We start from the raw sequence: 15,523 nt of genomic DNA, 5'->3' as shown, positions 1-15,523 counted from the left end.
GCTGTTTGGTATGAAATTCAAGCAATTCCATTATTAAGGAGATCGTAATGAAACAATTTAATGCGTCGCGTCGTATCTTTTCAGTACTAGCTGTTGCAATGCTTTCAGGAGCCCCAATGCTGTCGATGGCTCAAAATAGTGCCAAGTTCAATGATTACGGTTGGCCTGAAGGTGCGGATGAAAAAGTTTCAGCAAAATCGGTGGCTTGGCTTAAGGAAAAAGGTTGGTGGCCATTGCAGATTGCATTCCAACCACCATGGTCAGGTCAAAATACGATTAACTTAGTCATGGACAAAAAAGGTCTATTGGCTAAGCGTGGCATTGAGTCTAAATTACAGGCATTCCCATCTGGGCCTGCAATTAATGAAGTGATCATTTCTGGTCGATTCCAGTTTGGTAATGGCGGAAATTTCCCATTCACATCGCTGATTGATAAAAATATCCCGGTGAAGACGATCGCAGTAATCAATACCAACTTGATGCATGCTGTGCTGGTGCCGCTGGATTCAAAAATTAAGTCATTCAAGGACTTCAAGGGATCGAATCCACCTGCAACCATCGGCATTGTGACGGGTTCTTCAGCCGAGTTCTATATTCAGGCTGCTGCTAAAGCCAATGGCATTGAGATTGGTAAAGACATCATTTTGAAGAATATGCCTCCGGGTGAGCAAATGGCGATGCCTAAAGGTCTTGATGCGGTGGTGCCTTGGGATCCAACCCCAACCATCATGGTTAAAGAACGTAAGAACGCCAGAATTATCAGCGATAGCTTTCCGTACAATATTTATGAAGGTACATTCTATGTGCGTCAGGAAGTGATTGATAACGCACCTGATGTAGTACAGGCATTTACTGATGCAATTGCTGAAGCCACTCTTTGGATTAGAAAAAATCCAGATGCTGCGGTAGATGTGATGCAGGAAGATCCGAATTTGAAGAATTATTCAAAAGAGATCTTGCGTCAGCAAATTTCAGCATATAACTTGCTATACAAGCCTAACTACATTTACCCAATCCCAGTATTCTGGGGTCGTGCAAATGAGCCAATTTACACATGGCTATATGAGAATAAGCGTATTCAGAATAAGTTAACCGGTATTGATTTTGCACGTGCTGTGGATACTCGCTTTATGGATAAGACTTTTGAAAAGTTGGGTTGGGCAACCATTACTCGACCTCCATTTTTGCCGGCTGATTGGTCTGCACCGATGGATAAGACTCCATATCCAACTTATATGAACCCATTAAATACGTCTAAACCGCAGGCATTCCCTGAAAAAGGCGATCTCACCAGAGATTGGTCTTTTGATGGCAAGGTATACAAAAAATAAGGCGTTATGCAAATATTAAATTTTTTCAAGCAATTTCGTCGTTTAGCTTTATTGATTATTTTGCTTGCTGCCTGGGAATATGCCAGTCGGTTTATTTTGGATAAAACAGAAGCTACCTTGTTGCCACCTCCTTCGGGAGTGGCACAAGGCGGTTATGAATTAATGAAGTCTGGAGAAATCTGGAAACATTTAATCGATAGCTTATCCAGAGAATTCATAGCTTTTTGCTATGCATCTGTTGCGATTCCCTTGGGAATAGTCATGGGTTGCTTTAAATGGGTGAATGAGCAAGTTGATCCCATCGTTGAAATTTTGCGTCCAATCCCGCCTATTGCCTGGATCCCATTAAGCATTTTGTGGTTCGGCGTTGGTAATGTTCAGAATCAATTCATTATTTTTTTAGGGATATTTTTTCCTATCCTCTTAAATACGATTGATGCGGTGAAGAACGTAGAGCCCAATCTGATTCGTGCAGCTCGGTGCCTGGGAGCCGGCTCTTGGGGGGTCATCACTCACGTTGTTTTGCGTGCAGCTTTACCCCAGATCGTTACTGGTATTCGCATTGGCTTGGGGGTTGGTTGGATGGCATTAGTAGCAGCTGAATTAGTGGGCGCCAATTCTGGCCTTGGATTCTTAATCAATGATGCCCGCACTGTATTGCGGACGGATTATATTTTAGTTGGTATGTTGGCTATTGGAGTGATTGGCTTATGTTTGGATAGGCTCATTCGATACAGAGCTCAGAAACTCATGCCATGGTCTAGAGCACTTAATGCTTAAGCCTTAAACATTATCTATTCATCATTCAAATATACAAACTAATGCTCGCACTTAAAGTAGAACACATCAGAAAAATTTATCCTTCAATGCATGCCAAGGGGCAAGAAGTCTTGGCGATTGATGATATTTCCCTAGAGGTTCAGAAAAATGAGTTTTGCTCAATCCTAGGTCACAGTGGTTGCGGCAAAACTACCTTACTGAATTTGATTGCTGGCTTTGAGGAGCCGACAGCTGGACAAATCGAGTGCGCTGGCAAAGTGGTTCATGGTCCTGGTGCTGATCGATCGATGGTGTTTCAGGACTATGCTTTATTTCCATGGCTGACTGTGCATGACAACATTGCATTTGGTTTAAAAGTTAAAGGTACTGGTGCTGCAGAAATCGAGAAAATTGTGACTCGTTTTGCAGCTTTGGTAGGCCTTAGTCAATTTATCAATCATTATCCGCATCAATTATCAGGCGGTATGCGTCAACGGGTTTCTATTGCTAGGGCGTTAGTTGTCGACCCCACTGTTCTTTTGATGGACGAGCCATTTGCTGCTCTGGATGCTCAAAATCGAGCCATGATGCAGGCTGAAATGATTCGGATTTTGCATGAAGAGAGTAAAACGGTTGTGCTCGTAACGCATAGTATCGAAGAGGCGATCAATCTATCTGATGTCATTGTGGTGATGACGCGCCGCCCTGGCAGGGTAAAGGAAATCATCCGAGTTCCGGAGCCGCGCAGAATGATCGAGGACACCCCCGCTTATCTAGCAATCCGTCGCCAGATTCGTGATTTGATTGCTGGTGAGCATGATGTTAGTGAGGCTATCTGATTTTTGAAAATCTGCCTTTAATCTGCCTATTCATTTTTGCGGCAGTTCTTGGGGGGTTCATTAGGCGCTTAAGCGGTTTTGGAGGGGCGCTCATCATGACGCCGCTCTTGATGTGGATGTTTCCGATCCCCTTTCTCATTCCTATCGTCATGTGCTCAGAAATATTTGGAGGCGTTTTGCTTTCTCGCCAATGGAAAGTACATGCAGAAGATCGACCTCAACTTTGGTTCATGTTATTTTTTGCAGCAGTTTTTCTTCCGATCGGCATTTGGCTGGCTAGATTTATACCACTAGTCATACTCAAGCTTTCTACAAGCGCAGTAGTGATGTTTTTTGCGAGTTACTTATTGCTCAAGCCCCATGTTCGATTAAATAGCTCTAACGCTTTGGATGGATTGGCCGGCAGTTTATCGGGGCTATTATTAGGTTCGTGTGGAATTGGTGGGCCGCCGGCTGCCTTGTATCTCAATTCAATTAATAAAGCATTCGATAGAACACGCTCTTTGTTATCCCAATTTATTTCTGGCATCTCTGTATTCGCGATTATTGCTGCAAGTTCAATGGGGGGAGGGCTTGATTGGTTTGCCTATCTTTTGCTTGCGATTCCCTCCTATTGGCTGGGAATGATCTTGGCTAAACGTGTTTTAGAGGCTCATACGGTATCTGATAACGCCTTGAAAAGACTCTGCTTATTGCTTCTGATCGCAAATGCAGGCTTTAATTTACTGTTTTTGTTTATATTTGAATCGATATAAGCATATGAAATAGATGTTCTTCCCAGGGATATCAATACAACCTATTCTGTAAGCACACCGGATCAAATGAGGGAGTGCGATATGGCTTACATAGTTCAAAACAAGCAAGATACTGAAGCTGAAGTAGTTTTTCTGACCACAGAAAAAACCTTTATTTCATCAAAGGGGATCGATCAGTCTGTAAGTGCTCTATCAAGTGCGGAAGCAATTTCAGCGGCAAGTGAAAAAGTATATTTTCAAATTGAAGATTAACGGCCTGAATTTCAGTCTGATTGCCTACCTTTTTGGATAGCTAAGGGATTACTTCTCCACAAACGCGCGTTCAAATACATAGTCGCCTAATTGGCCAAGGCTAGGAGAGACTTTAAAGCCTTTGGCATCAAGCATCTCAGCCGTTTCTTTCAGCATAGAAGGGCTGCCACAGATCATCGCTCTATCTACTGATGGATCAAGTGGAGGTAAACCAATATCTTGAAAGAGTTGGCCAGATTCAATAGCGGTAGTAAGGCGTCCAGTGTGTTTGAATGCCTCTCTTGTCACTGTGGGGTAGTAGATCAGCTTCTCACGGATGATCTCACCGATGTATTCATCTTGCGTGAGTTCATTCTTGATATATTCACCATAAGCCAGCTCGCTAACCAAGCGCACACCATGAATCAAAACAACCTTTTCAAACTTATCATAGGTTTCTGGGTCACGAATGATGCTCATAAATGGCGCCAAACCAGTACCAGTACTAAATAGATAAAGGTGTTTGCCAGGATTTAAGTCGTCAATGACTAAGGTGCCAACAGACTTCTCGCTAACAAGAATCGGATCACCCACCTGAATTTTTTGTAAACGTGATGTTAGAGGGCCATCTTGAACCTTAATGCTTAAGAACTCGAGATGCTCTTCATAATTTGGGCTAGCAACGCTATACGCTCTTACTAAAGGCTTGCCTTCAACCTCTAGCCCGATCATCAAGAAATGGCCGCTACGAAAACGCAGGCCTTTATTGCGGGTAGTGGTAAAGCTAAATAGGGTGTCGTTCCAGTGGTGAACAGTGAGAACAGTTTCGGTGTTATATGCGGCCATAAATGCTTGTAATGAAAAGTCTTAATTTTAACAATTGTTAATTATCCCATTCCTGAGCCCTAGTTTTTGGGTAAATCCCCCACAAATAGGACTAAGTGGTGATATGTATCCAATTTTTGGTAATAAGAACCCTGATTGAATCGGACTTTTCTGAAAGGGCTATGATGTTCTGATGAGCTCAATACACTATTTATGCATTTCCTTATTTAGTCTTGCATTGGTAGTTTTTGCGGTCATTCTCCAGCAAGTGGGCTACCAAGAGGTCAGTTTCTTGCCGTGCCCATTATGTATTTTGCAGAGAATTGGCTATCTCGGTATTGCGATTTCTTCCTTCTTAGCAGCCGGTATTAGCCCCTTGAGAAAGCTGTTTCATGGGCTAGCTACATTATTTGCGGCATACGGCCTATCTGTGGCTGCGCGCCAGGTATGGCTTTTATCTCACCCAGAAATATCTTGTGGCATTGATCCCCTTGAAACTTGGATTAATCAATTTCAATTAGCACAAGGCTTGCCATGGTTATTTAAAGCAGATGGCTTATGTTCAGCAAAGCTACCGGCTATCCTTGGACTACAAGTGCCCGAGTGGTCTTTATTATGGTTTGTAGTGCTGTTGTTCATTTTGCTCATCACATTCTTTAGAAAATCTCATCCTTAACTCATCACAATCTTTTCTTTTACAGGAGGCGTAATCCAGCATATTCTGCTAAATATCATATTGATATAGCCATGGCTAATGCTGTTAAAACAAAGGGCATCCATTGGATGCCCTTTGTTAACTTTCGCTAAATGAGCTTAGCACTCAAATTTAGATACCAAATCCTTTAGCTTAGAAGCCACTCTAGCCAATTCAGCAGAGGAATTCTGGATCTCAGAAGATCCCGAAGAGATTCCGCGTGAGGCAAGGGCAACAGCCTCTACAGTCTCTGTAATTCTGGCGGAGCTACTTGCAGAAGTAGAAATATTTCGAGAAATCTCGCTCACTGTTGCGGCTTGCTCCTCAACTGCTGCAGCAATAATGCTAGAGATGTTATCTATCTTATTAATAATCTGAGTAATTTCAGCAATGGATTCAATAGCGCCCTTTGCATCAGATTGGATCGTATCAATTGATTGGCCAATTTCATTGGTGGCTTTAGCGGTAGAGCGGGCCAACTCTTTCACTTCGTTTGCAACAACGGCAAAGCCTTTGCCTAGCTCTCCAGCACGAGCCGCCTCAATGGTTGCATTAAGAGCTAATAGATTTGTTTGTTCAGCAATATCAGCAATAACAGCAACAACCTCTCCAATTTGAATACTGCTATTACTAAGCTTAGACATTTGCTGATTAGTGCTGTTGGCAATAGTGACGGCCTGATTAGCAACACGAGAGGCTTCCATGGCATTAATCGAGATCTCACGAATGCTGGCGCTAAATTCTTCTGTAGAAGCAGCAACTGATTGGGTATTTTGACTGACAATATCGGAGGACTGCGCAACTTCATTGGCTTGAGATGAGGTTTCTTCAGCGTTTGCATTTAACTGGGCGCTCACCGCTGCAAGCTCTTCAGAGGACGCGCTAATCATCAATGAATTACTGCTAATTTCCTGAATGGCTCCACGAAGATTATTTTGCAGTTTTTGAGCCGACTGGGCGATTTGACCTACGACGCCTGCGTAATTTAGACCTTCAATAGTGGTATTGAGACGAGACTCAGCCAAAGCATTTAGAGCATCTTTAGTTTTATGGAGAGGGCTAATAATAGACTGCCTGAAGCGAATGCCAATCAGAATGCTAAGTAAGACCGAGATAATAATGGTGACAAGCGTAGAAATGATTCCGTAATACTTGGCTTCCTCAGCTGCTTGATAGAAAAGCTTAGCGCTTTCTAATTTAGCGTCTACAAAGTCCTCAAGGTCTTTTGTAATGCGCGGTTTAAAGCCTTGAAACTTTTCACTAAAATACATAGCTGTTGCTGCAGATGGCGAACCTTTTTCAAGTAAAGCGATCTGCTCGATTGCTATTAAGTAAATATCAAAGTCTTCAACTAACTCATTAAATTCAACCCTTGTTTTAGAGCGAATAATGTTTGCATCAACAACTTTGATTGTCTTTTCTAAGTTGGTTCTTAGCTTTTCAATATTTGCTAGGGACTGTTCGCGTAATGCTTGACCCTCAGCTTTATTCGGAAGGGTTGAGGAAAGTAGTAGGTGATTTAATTCGATATCAAAAGCTAACGCTTCAATTTGTAATTGCTTTGATTCTTCAATTCCTCTTGTGCCTTGCACGTATAGCCAGTCAGTGCTTTTACCGATGACATAGTAGCCGTAGATCGAAATAACGCCGACTATTAGAGTAAAAAATAGAATCAGACCAAAGCTTACTTGCAGCTTAGTTTTGACGGTAGATTGTCTTTCGAATTTATCTAAAAAGTTGCGAAACATTCAGTAGGGCTTCCTGTAGAAGGTTCATGCGTAAGGCGGGCTATAGGATGAGGCTAGTCATGTGATTATTGCCTAATATAAGCTAATATCTCATTAGCTCCCTATTTTATCCGCCCGCCCAAATAAATGTCTATTACTATTACCTTATATGGAAAATCACGACGAAATCCTCGCTGAATTTATCCTGGAGGCCCGGGAAATCATTGATCGACTTGATGGTGATTTTGTCCGCTTAGAGGAAAACCCTGGAGATCAGGCTTTAGTGGGGAATATCTTCCGGGGTTTACACACCCTTAAGGGGAGTAGCGGCTTTTTTGCTCTGAAGCGCCTAGAGAAGCTTTCCCATGCAGGTGAGAGCTTATTAGGCAAAATTCGTGCTGGTCAGGCTGAATTAGATTTCGATAAATCAACTCGCTTGCTAGAGATGAATGACATTCTCCGGAGCATTATTGAGGGAGTAGAAGCCAATCATTTAGAGCCTGAAGGAGATGATCAGGAGCTTATTGCAGTTTTGCTTAATTTAGAACCAGCGGCAATTAAACAGACCGATCAAACGATTTCTCCAATGCCAAATAAGGCGCCTGAGGAGCCATCAAAAAATGAGTCACAACCTTTGCCTGAAATTCAGATGGAGTATTCGGAGCCTTCTGAACCAGTTTTAACCAATACTACCGGACAAGAGGTTGTTGTCCCGGTCAAAGTAAATCCAGAAGTTCTCGATAAGTTAATGAATATTGCTAGTGAGATGGTGCTTGCGCGTAATCGCTTGCTCCCATTCTCGCAACAATCTACTGATAAGTTATTCACTAGTGCAGTACGCAGCATCGATCTATTAACCCTAGAGCTGCAAGAGCGCATGATGAAAATGCGGATGCAGCCGATTTATCATATTTGGGATAAGTTTCCTCGTCTGGTTCGAGACGTCTCTGCTGAATGTGGCAAGAAGGTGCGACTTTTGCAGGAAGGCTCTGAAACCGAATTGGATCGCATCTTGCTTGATAGTATTCGAGATCCATTAATCCATCTGATTCGAAACAGTATTGATCACAGCATTGAAACCCCAGAAATTCGTTTAGAAAAGGGTAAGTCAGAACTTGCCTATTTGATTCTCCGTGCAGCCCACCAAAACGGTACAGTGATTGTTGAAGTGATTGATGATGGTGCAGGGGTCGACTATGAGCGTGTTCGGCAACATGCCATTTCTCGCGGCTTGATCAGTGCAGAAAAAGCACACGCTCTCAATCATAAAGAGTTGATTGATTTAATCTTCTTACCAGGTTTTTCTACTCGTGACACCATAACCAATCTCTCCGGAAGAGGGGTGGGTATGGATGTTGTGAAAAACAATATTGAAAATATTGGCGGTAGTATTGAAATCACGAGTGTCCCTAATGAGGGTACTCATGTTAGGTTGAAAATTCCACTCACATTGGCGATCTTGCCAACTCTGTTTATCAGGTGCGCAGAGGAAATATTCTTGATCCCTCAAAATCGCATCTTAGAATTAGTGCGCTTTGCGCCAAATCAGCCTCATAACGGTATTGAGGATTTTTATGGCACACCTACCTTCCGCTTGAGAGATAAATTAATCCCCTTATTATTTTTAAATGAACAGCTTAATTTGCCTGCCAGCCCTCTTAAACCAAAGCAGAAGCTCTTTATAGCAGTGCTTAACTTTAACGGCACTTTGTTTGGATTGGTGGTGGAAGAGGTCCTCAATATTCAAGATATTGTGATTAAGCCTTTGGGAGAGTTATTAAGGGACATGTCTAATTTTGCAGGCGCCACTATTATGGGTAATGGTGAGGTTGCCCTTATTTTAGATATTGATGGCATCGCCCGTAAATCAGGTCTGGTTGAACGCTTGCAAGCCAACCCAATCAGGCAGGAGGAGCTTTATGTGCCAGTTGTTGAGGAGATGATTTCAGTACTCCTATTTGAGATTCCAGGCTTAAATAAAATTGCCTTACCTTTAGATTCAATTGATCATATTATTAAATTAGATCCATCTCAAATTCAACAAAACGGTAACCGTGAAGTGGTCTATTTTAATGAGCAACTCATGGATTTAGTCCGGCTAGATCATTATGTGAGCGGAGGATCGAAGGATTCCCACTTGCATCATGCTCATGCTCCTGTTTTAACCTGCCATTATCGAGACCGTTTATATGGCTTGGTTGCGAAACAGGTAACCGATATCATTGAAGTACCCGCTAAGCTGCATGAACTTTCTACTCCACAGCGGGGCTTAAATGGTTGCATTATCTACAATGATCAAGTTATCAATGTGCTGGACTTAGAAGAGGTGCTTGTTATGCACAATATTCAGGAAGAGTCTGACGAATATCCAAAAGTAATCGATTTATATTTGCCCAATTGAATATGGAACGCTCATTCTTAGTTTTTTATGTTGGTGTTTATGCTCTGGGCATACCTGCGGAAGAGTTAATTGAGGTGAATCGAAATTTAAGATGCACTCAGGTTCCTGGCAGCCCAAAAATGATTCGGGGCATATTAAACCTGCGAGGTTTATTGATGCCAGCAGTAGACATGGGAGCCTACTTAGAAATTGCTGACTCTAAGTGCGAGTCTTTCAGTATCATTCTCAAGGTCCAGGAAAATAATATTGCATTAATGGTAGATTCGATTGGCGATATTATGACGTTTAATACCGCAGAGTTGGTACTCCCTCCAACCCATTTATCTGGACAGTTTCAGGAGGCAATTCAGGGTGCATTCAGGCTATCGGAAGGACTTTTAATTATTTTAGATACCGGTGCAATATTGCGAAATGCTCAAAACCCTCATGGCTCGGTTCTTACTAGCCTGCAAGCAGTATCGGTGGCGCCTTAGAGTGCCTTTTGTTTTATCTCTATTCTAGCTATTCCTCTTCACGACGTAGGTGAGGAAAGAAAATAACGTCTCGAATATTTGGCACATCTGTGAGCAGCATCACTAAGCGGTCGATACCAATACCGCAACCACCTGTTGGTGGCATACCATATTCAAGTGCGCGAATGAAGTCATGGTCAAAGTACATCGCTTCTTCATCCCCAGCTTCCTTTTGCGCTACTTGTTTACGGAAACGATTGGCTTGATCTTCAGCATCATTAAGCTCAGAGAAGCCGTTGGCAATCTCACGACCAGTGATGAAGAGTTCAAAGCGCTCAGTAATGCCCGGGCGCGTATCGGATTCTCTAGCAAGTGGGCTTACTTCGATTGGGTAATCAATAATATAGGTTGGTTCCCAGAGATGCTCTTCAGCTACTAATTCAAACAAGGCGAGCTGTAAGGCGCCAATACCTGCGTTTTTCAGCGTTGGTGAGTCTGGATTCTCACCACCTTTTTTCAATTCAGCGCGAATGAAATCTGCATCCTCCAATTGAGCTACCTGATAGGTTTTATTAGACTGTGGCCCGTACTTCAGAATTGCTTCAGTAATTGTTAAACGTTGGAATGGTTTGCTTAAGTCCAATTCGCGACCTTGATGAGTCAGAGTTGCAGTGCCTTGCGCATCTATTGCTGCTGCACGAATTAGGCCTTCAGTGAAGTCCATGAGCCAACGGTAGTCTGTATAGGCCGCATAAAATTCCATCATTGTGAATTCTGGATTATGACGTGGGCTGACACCTTCGTTACGGAAGTTACGATTAATTTCGAAGACGCGCTCAAAGCCACCGACTACCAAACGCTTGAGATAAAGCTCAGGTGCGATACGCAAAAACATTTGCATGTCTAAAGCATTGTGGTGGGTAGTAAATGGTTTTGCTGTAGCGCCACCAGGAATTGGGTGGAGCATAGGCGTTTCTACTTCCATAAAGTCAGCATCGAGCATATGGCGCCGTAATGAGGCAATCGCATTACTACGTGCTTTAAAGGTATTGCGACTTTCTGGATTTACGATCAGATCCACATAGCGCTGACGATATTTAGTTTCTAGATCAGAGAGGCCATGGAACTTATCTGGTAATGGGCGCAAGGACTTGCTAAGTAAGCGTAAGTTACTGGACTCAACTGAGAGCTCACCTTTATTAGTCTTAAAAAGATTACCTTCAGCAGAGATGAAGTCACCCATATCCCAATGCTTAAAAGCGCCATGGGTATCAGCACCACTCAGTTCATCGCTGATATAGAACTGAATTTGACCGCTACGATCTTGAATGGTGGCAAAGCTGGCTTTACCCATCACGCGTTTAAGTACCATGCGGCCAGCAACTTTGACATGCACTTTCTTGGCTGCGAGCTCTTCTTTAGTGAGGCTGTCGTAGTGGGTATGTAGATCTGCAGCGAGATGAGTCGGAACAAAATCATTTGGGAAGGCAATGCCACCTTCACGGAGCTTAGCGAGTTTTTCACGGCGCTCTGCAATGATGTGGTTCTCATCTACTGCTTCAGTTGCCGGTACTTGATTAGTTTTATCGTTCATATTCTGGGTTACAGTGGTATTACGGTAATTAAACGCCTTGTTTCAGGCTAGCTTCAATAAAAGCATCCAGATCTCCATCCAATACCTTTTGGGTATTAGAGATCTCGACGTTGGTACGTAAATCTTTAATGCGACTTTGATCCAAAACGTAAGAGCGGATTTGATGACCCCAACCTACATCCGTTTTGCTCGCCTCTAACTTATCTTGCTCTACGCGACGCTTTTGCATTTCATGTTCATATAAACGCGACTTTAGCATCGTCATGGCTTCAGCGCGGTTGCGGTGTTGGCTGCGATCATTCTGACACTGAACCACGATTCCGGTTGGCAAGTGTGTGAGACGGACGGCAGAGTCGGTTTTATTAATGTGCTGACCCCCTGCACCAGAGGCGCGGTAGGTATCGGTGCGAATATCAGCAGGATTGACTTCAATTTCAATGGAGTCATCAATTTCAGGATAGACATAAATTGAGGCGAAAGAAGTATGACGACCATTAGAAGAATCAAATGGTGACTTGCGCACTAAGCGATGGACACCAGTTTCAGAGCGGAGATGACCGTAGGCATACTCGCCATCGACTTTGATAGTTGCGCTTTTGATACCAGCAACATCACCATCAGATTCCTCAAGAATTTCTGTTTTATAGCCTTTACGTTCGCAATACTTGAGATATTGACGGTAGAGCATGCTAGCCCAATCACAAGCTTCTGTTCCACCTGCACCGGCTTGAATATCAATAAAGCAATTACATGAGTCCATCTCATTGTGGAACATACGGCGGAACTCTAAATCACCAATGATCTTGCTATAAGTCTCCACATCTTGCTCGATGGCAGAGATAGTTTCAAAGTCACTTTCCTCTTTAGCCATATCAAATAGCTCAAGAGCGCTGGTGATGTTGGTATTTAAATTAGTTAAAGTAGCAACTACGCCATCGAGCAATTTCTTCTCTTTGCCAAGTGCTTGTGCTTTCTTTTGATCATCCCAAATAGTGGGATCTTCTAGGATTGAATTAACTTCGGTAAGGCGACGTGACTTTACTTCGAAGTCAAAGATACCCCCGAAGAGCTTGCTCACGGGTGAGCAGGTCGTACAAGGTATTCGAAATAGTGTTTAGTTGTTCAGCTTCCATCCCCTAATTATAAGGGGGTTATTGCACTTGCCCTTCAGGCCCCAACACCCTCATCATGGGCCTCAATCATGAGCTGGACGCGGGCTTGCCCTTGATAGCGATCGGTCACCAAGCGGTAGACCAATTTGGCTTTGGCTGGGAGGCTTTGGGTGCGGTTGAACCAAACAGCGCTCAGAGGCTTATTATCAGCTGCCATCCCAACGGGACGCAGCATCAGGCGCAGGTGCTTTTCTTTCATGAGGCTTTGCTGGGTAATCTCAAATTCTCCATAAAAGACTGGCTGTGGAAATCCTTGACCCCAAATTTCTTCGGCAAGCAGATCTCCAATTTCAGGGGTGAACTCGAAGGCTTGAAGGGCGCCATCATGGGTATGGCGACGTTCTAATAGTTCATCTGTCAGCAAGCTACTTGCCACTTCCTGAAAACAGACATCAAACTTTTCAAAGTCACTTTTGCGAATCGTTAAGCCTGCAGCCATCGCATGGCCACCAAATTTCAGAATCAGATCAGGCTCACGTTTAGAAACGATATCTAAAGCATCACGTAAATGAAAGCCAGTTAATGATCTGCCAGAACCACGCAATTCTTCTCCGGTGCTGCCATCAGCGGGCGCAAAAACAATGGCAGGGCGATTGAAACGCTCTTTTAAGCGTGACGCCACAATGCCGACAACGCCTTGATGCCACTCTGGATTCCAAAGACAAATACTAGTGCGCTGCGCTATTGTTCCGGTTAATTGATCTTCTGCAAGATGAGCAAGAGCTGCTTCTTGCATACCTGTTTCAATTCCACGACGCTCGCGGTTAATGCGATCGAGTTCTTGCGCAATCATCATCGCTTCATCAGCGTTGTCCGTTAGCAGCAAGCGAATACCCAAAGTCATATCTGCTAAGCGCCCAGCAGCGTTAAGACGCGGACCAATTGCAAAACCCAAATCAAAAGTATTCGCCTTACGAGGATCTCGCACTGCTGCTTGAAACAGGGCTTGTATTCCAGGTTGAGATACGCCAGCTCGAATGCGTTTTAAGCCATTAGAAACCAATACACGATTATTACGATCAAGCTGTGCTACATCAGCAACAGTTCCCAAGGCAACGAGATCTAATAAATTCTCCACTTTAGGTTGAGTCTCATTGGTAAATTTGCCGCGTTTACGGAGTTCTGCACGCAATGCCACCAATAGATAAAACATCACACCAACACCCGCAAGTGCTTTGCTCGGGAAGGTGCAACCAGGTTGATTGGGATTGACTATGGCAGTAGCCTTCGGCAGGCGATCGCCAGGCAAGTGATGATCAGTAACGATGACTTCCATAGCTAGTTCACGTGCGCGGTCAACGCCAGCTTCACTTGCAATGCCGTTATCAACGGTGATGAGATATTTGGGTTTAGGGCTTTGCTGAGCAGCAAGCTCGACTACTTCAGGGGTGAGACCATAGCCCATGGTGAAGCGATTCGGCACCAGAAAATGGATAGGAGTCTCGGGGCCACCAAGCATCCGTAAGCCCCGTAAGCCAACTGCGCAAGCGGTAGCACCATCACAGTCATAGTCAGCCACAATGAGCATCGGCTCTTTTCGTTCAAGGATGTCCGCTAACAGGGATGCCGTGCTGATGCAATTCTTAAGCTCTATTGGCGAGAGCAATTGCTTTAAGTCGAGTGAGAGTTCTTCGGGAGACTCAAGACCTCGTGCCGCATAAAGTCTAGCAAGCAGTGGATGAAGGCCACTTTGTTGCAACCAGGTAGCAGTGCGCTCTGAGAAGGGGCGTTGTGAAAAGAGACCCATTACAGAATGATTTCCTTCCAAGTGAGAGGCTCTGCTTTTTTCCAGAAGGCCCAAGATTTTTTATCAAGATCTTTAGCTGTGAAGACTCGCTCACGTACTTTCCCTTTTGGAAAATCAATGATCAGTACTTCATCTAGTTCTTTATTCAGCAGTGCTGTCCTTAATGCTGGCCAGATAGTTTCTCCTTGTTCAAGCCAAGCAAAGGATCCCATCGCTGGAATATTGAATGCTTTTGAATGGGGGATGTTGTATAGCTTTGCTAATCCAGCTAACAAGGGGTGTGACCCATAAAGATGTTTTGATTGTTGAACTACCTGTGGGGCTTGCACATCACTTAATTTACCAATGCCGCTAATCCATAAGGAGTTGATACTTGGCATGCCACCTTGTTCTCGTTCTTCATTGATGGGACTGATATGCCATAGCATCTGAATTTCGTTTTGTAATTTACGCCAACGCTTTGCAATACCATCCTCATTTGTATCTCGTGGCATCCACCAATCAATATTACGACCATGCGCTTGATCGATGCTGTAGCTCTCTAAACTCGCAAATGGACCTGCTGGAATGAACCAATAGTGCTGCCCTTCAAACAGAATAGGGCTTTGAAAATCTTCCTCAATATAGGTTAGAGCAACTCTCAGAAGTTCAGCAGATTCAGTTTGTGTCAGATCGATCTGGTTTTGCCCCATCAAAATAAGGTGGTCACGTGTCGCATGAAGATGAACGGGTTGTAGGCAGGCAATGTCGTCAGAGGGATTTACAGCTTGCGATGTTTGTCCTAACAACAAGACTGGTGCCAGCGGTACATGGCTCCCAAGTAAAAAGCGCTCATGAGGTAGTCCTTTAACTGGACGATCACCCATGGCCTGTTCTTCCTCGGAATCCAAAGCATCCTCACCTGACAGCATCAGGGTAAAGCGCCGCAGAGTGCTCTGAGGGCTTGGGGAAGATGGGGAATTTGCAGTCATTTCCCTGATTTTAGGTGGCATTTAG

The 15,523-nt window shown here is 43.8% G+C and carries 14 protein-coding genes; 8 read left to right on the top strand and 6 right to left on the bottom strand.

Annotation, left to right across the window (positions count from 1 at the left end; translation table 11 throughout):
- Positions 1-47 precede the first annotated feature (47 nt).
- The 5 genes from ICN29_RS03630 (at position 48) to ICN29_RS03610 (ending at position 3,936) form a co-directional block, all read left to right on the top strand.
- Positions 48-1,331 carry an ABC transporter substrate-binding protein gene (locus ICN29_RS03630; RefSeq protein WP_216129819.1) on the top strand — a complete coding sequence of 428 codons (1,284 nt, stop codon included), beginning with the start codon at positions 48-50 and terminating at the stop codon, positions 1,329-1,331.
- 6 nt (positions 1,332-1,337) lie between these two features.
- Complete coding sequence (locus ICN29_RS03625) at positions 1,338-2,111, top strand: ABC transporter permease (protein ID WP_216129817.1); 774 nt, start codon at positions 1,338-1,340, stop codon at positions 2,109-2,111.
- A 41-nt stretch (positions 2,112-2,152) separates the two neighbouring features.
- Entirely contained in the window at positions 2,153-2,929 is a 777-nt protein-coding gene (locus ICN29_RS03620) for an ABC transporter ATP-binding protein (RefSeq protein WP_216129815.1), read from the top strand.
- On the top strand, positions 2,926-3,684 hold the full coding sequence (locus tag ICN29_RS03615; protein WP_216131975.1) for a TSUP family transporter: 759 nt from the start codon (positions 2,926-2,928) through the stop codon (positions 3,682-3,684). Before ICN29_RS03620 ends, ICN29_RS03615 begins: the two co-directional genes overlap by 4 nt.
- A gap of 81 nt (positions 3,685-3,765) precedes the next feature.
- Entirely contained in the window at positions 3,766-3,936 is a 171-nt protein-coding gene (locus tag ICN29_RS03610; protein WP_216129813.1) for a hypothetical protein, read from the top strand.
- Positions 3,937-3,984: 48 nt separating this feature from the next.
- Here ICN29_RS03610 and ICN29_RS03605 read toward each other — a convergent pair whose 3' ends face one another.
- On the bottom strand, positions 3,985-4,761 hold the full coding sequence (locus ICN29_RS03605) for a ferredoxin--NADP reductase (protein WP_216129811.1): 777 nt from the start codon (positions 4,759-4,761) through the stop codon (positions 3,985-3,987).
- A gap of 172 nt (positions 4,762-4,933) precedes the next feature.
- On the opposite strand from ICN29_RS03605, the gene ICN29_RS03600 reads away from it, so the two are divergent.
- Positions 4,934-5,416: a disulfide bond formation protein B gene (locus tag ICN29_RS03600; RefSeq protein ID WP_216129809.1), complete on the top strand. Its 483-nt coding sequence runs from the start codon at positions 4,934-4,936 to the stop codon at positions 5,414-5,416.
- 137 nt (positions 5,417-5,553) lie between these two features.
- On the opposite strand, the gene ICN29_RS03595 is transcribed toward ICN29_RS03600, so the two are convergent.
- Positions 5,554-7,182: a methyl-accepting chemotaxis protein gene (locus ICN29_RS03595; protein ID WP_216129807.1), complete on the bottom strand. Its 1,629-nt coding sequence runs from the start codon at positions 7,180-7,182 to the stop codon at positions 5,554-5,556.
- A gap of 148 nt (positions 7,183-7,330) precedes the next feature.
- On the opposite strand from ICN29_RS03595, the gene ICN29_RS03590 reads away from it, so the two are divergent.
- Positions 7,331-9,562, top strand: coding sequence for a chemotaxis protein CheA (locus ICN29_RS03590; RefSeq protein ID WP_216129797.1), 2,232 nt, complete (start codon positions 7,331-7,333; stop codon positions 9,560-9,562).
- Between the two features lie 2 nt (positions 9,563-9,564).
- Positions 9,565-10,035 (top strand): chemotaxis protein CheW, encoded by a 471-nt coding sequence (locus ICN29_RS03585; protein WP_216129795.1) that lies wholly within the window; start codon positions 9,565-9,567, stop codon positions 10,033-10,035.
- Positions 10,036-10,063: 28 nt separating this feature from the next.
- On the opposite strand, the gene lysS is transcribed toward ICN29_RS03585, so the two are convergent.
- The 4 genes from lysS to ICN29_RS03565 form a co-directional block, all read right to left on the bottom strand.
- Complete coding sequence (gene lysS / locus ICN29_RS03580) at positions 10,064-11,608, bottom strand: lysine--tRNA ligase (protein ID WP_216129793.1); 1,545 nt, start codon at positions 11,606-11,608, stop codon at positions 10,064-10,066.
- Between the two features lie 28 nt (positions 11,609-11,636).
- Positions 11,637-12,741, bottom strand: a protein-coding gene (prfB, locus tag ICN29_RS03575) for a peptide chain release factor 2 (RefSeq protein ID WP_216129791.1) whose coding sequence is annotated in 2 segments (ribosomal slippage) — positions 11,637-12,668 and positions 12,670-12,741 — 1,104 coding nt in all. Because the reading frame shifts where the segments join, the coding sequence is not laid out codon by codon here.
- Between the two features lie 34 nt (positions 12,742-12,775).
- Entirely contained in the window at positions 12,776-14,527 is a 1,752-nt protein-coding gene (gene recJ, locus ICN29_RS03570; RefSeq protein ID WP_216129789.1) for a single-stranded-DNA-specific exonuclease RecJ, read from the bottom strand.
- Positions 14,527-15,498, bottom strand: coding sequence for a hypothetical protein (locus ICN29_RS03565; RefSeq protein ID WP_255538049.1), 972 nt, complete (start codon positions 15,496-15,498; stop codon positions 14,527-14,529). The genes recJ and ICN29_RS03565 overlap by 1 nt, the downstream gene beginning before the upstream one ends.
- Positions 15,499-15,523: the final 25 nt, after the last annotated feature.

This window comes from Polynucleobacter nymphae, from assembly GCF_018882155.1.
Classification (GTDB): Bacteria; Pseudomonadota; Gammaproteobacteria; order Burkholderiales; family Burkholderiaceae; genus Polynucleobacter; species Polynucleobacter nymphae.
The sequence above is the reverse complement of the archived record's forward strand: the minus strand, read 5'-3'. Positions and strand labels throughout refer to the sequence as shown.

Coding starts and splice junctions, on each gene's coding strand:
- ICN29_RS03590 (WP_216129797.1), top strand. CDS start 7,331: ATGGAAAATCACGACGAAATCCTCGCTGAATTTATCCTGGAGGCCCGG.
- ICN29_RS03625 (WP_216129817.1), top strand. CDS start 1,338: ATGCAAATATTAAATTTTTTCAAGCAATTTCGTCGTTTAGCTTTATTG.
- ICN29_RS03565 (WP_255538049.1), bottom strand. CDS start 15,498: ATGACTGCAAATTCCCCATCTTCCCCAAGCCCTCAGAGCACTCTGCGG.
- ICN29_RS03630 (WP_216129819.1), top strand. CDS start 48: ATGAAACAATTTAATGCGTCGCGTCGTATCTTTTCAGTACTAGCTGTT.
- ICN29_RS03585 (WP_216129795.1), top strand. CDS start 9,565: ATGGAACGCTCATTCTTAGTTTTTTATGTTGGTGTTTATGCTCTGGGC.
- ICN29_RS03595 (WP_216129807.1), bottom strand. CDS start 7,182: ATGTTTCGCAACTTTTTAGATAAATTCGAAAGACAATCTACCGTCAAA.
- ICN29_RS03620 (WP_216129815.1), top strand. CDS start 2,153: ATGCTCGCACTTAAAGTAGAACACATCAGAAAAATTTATCCTTCAATG.
- ICN29_RS03605 (WP_216129811.1), bottom strand. CDS start 4,761: ATGGCCGCATATAACACCGAAACTGTTCTCACTGTTCACCACTGGAAC.
- ICN29_RS03610 (WP_216129813.1), top strand. CDS start 3,766: ATGGCTTACATAGTTCAAAACAAGCAAGATACTGAAGCTGAAGTAGTT.
- recJ (WP_216129789.1), bottom strand. CDS start 14,527: ATGGGTCTCTTTTCACAACGCCCCTTCTCAGAGCGCACTGCTACCTGG.
- lysS (WP_216129793.1), bottom strand. CDS start 11,608: ATGAACGATAAAACTAATCAAGTACCGGCAACTGAAGCAGTAGATGAG.
- ICN29_RS03600 (WP_216129809.1), top strand. CDS start 4,934: ATGAGCTCAATACACTATTTATGCATTTCCTTATTTAGTCTTGCATTG.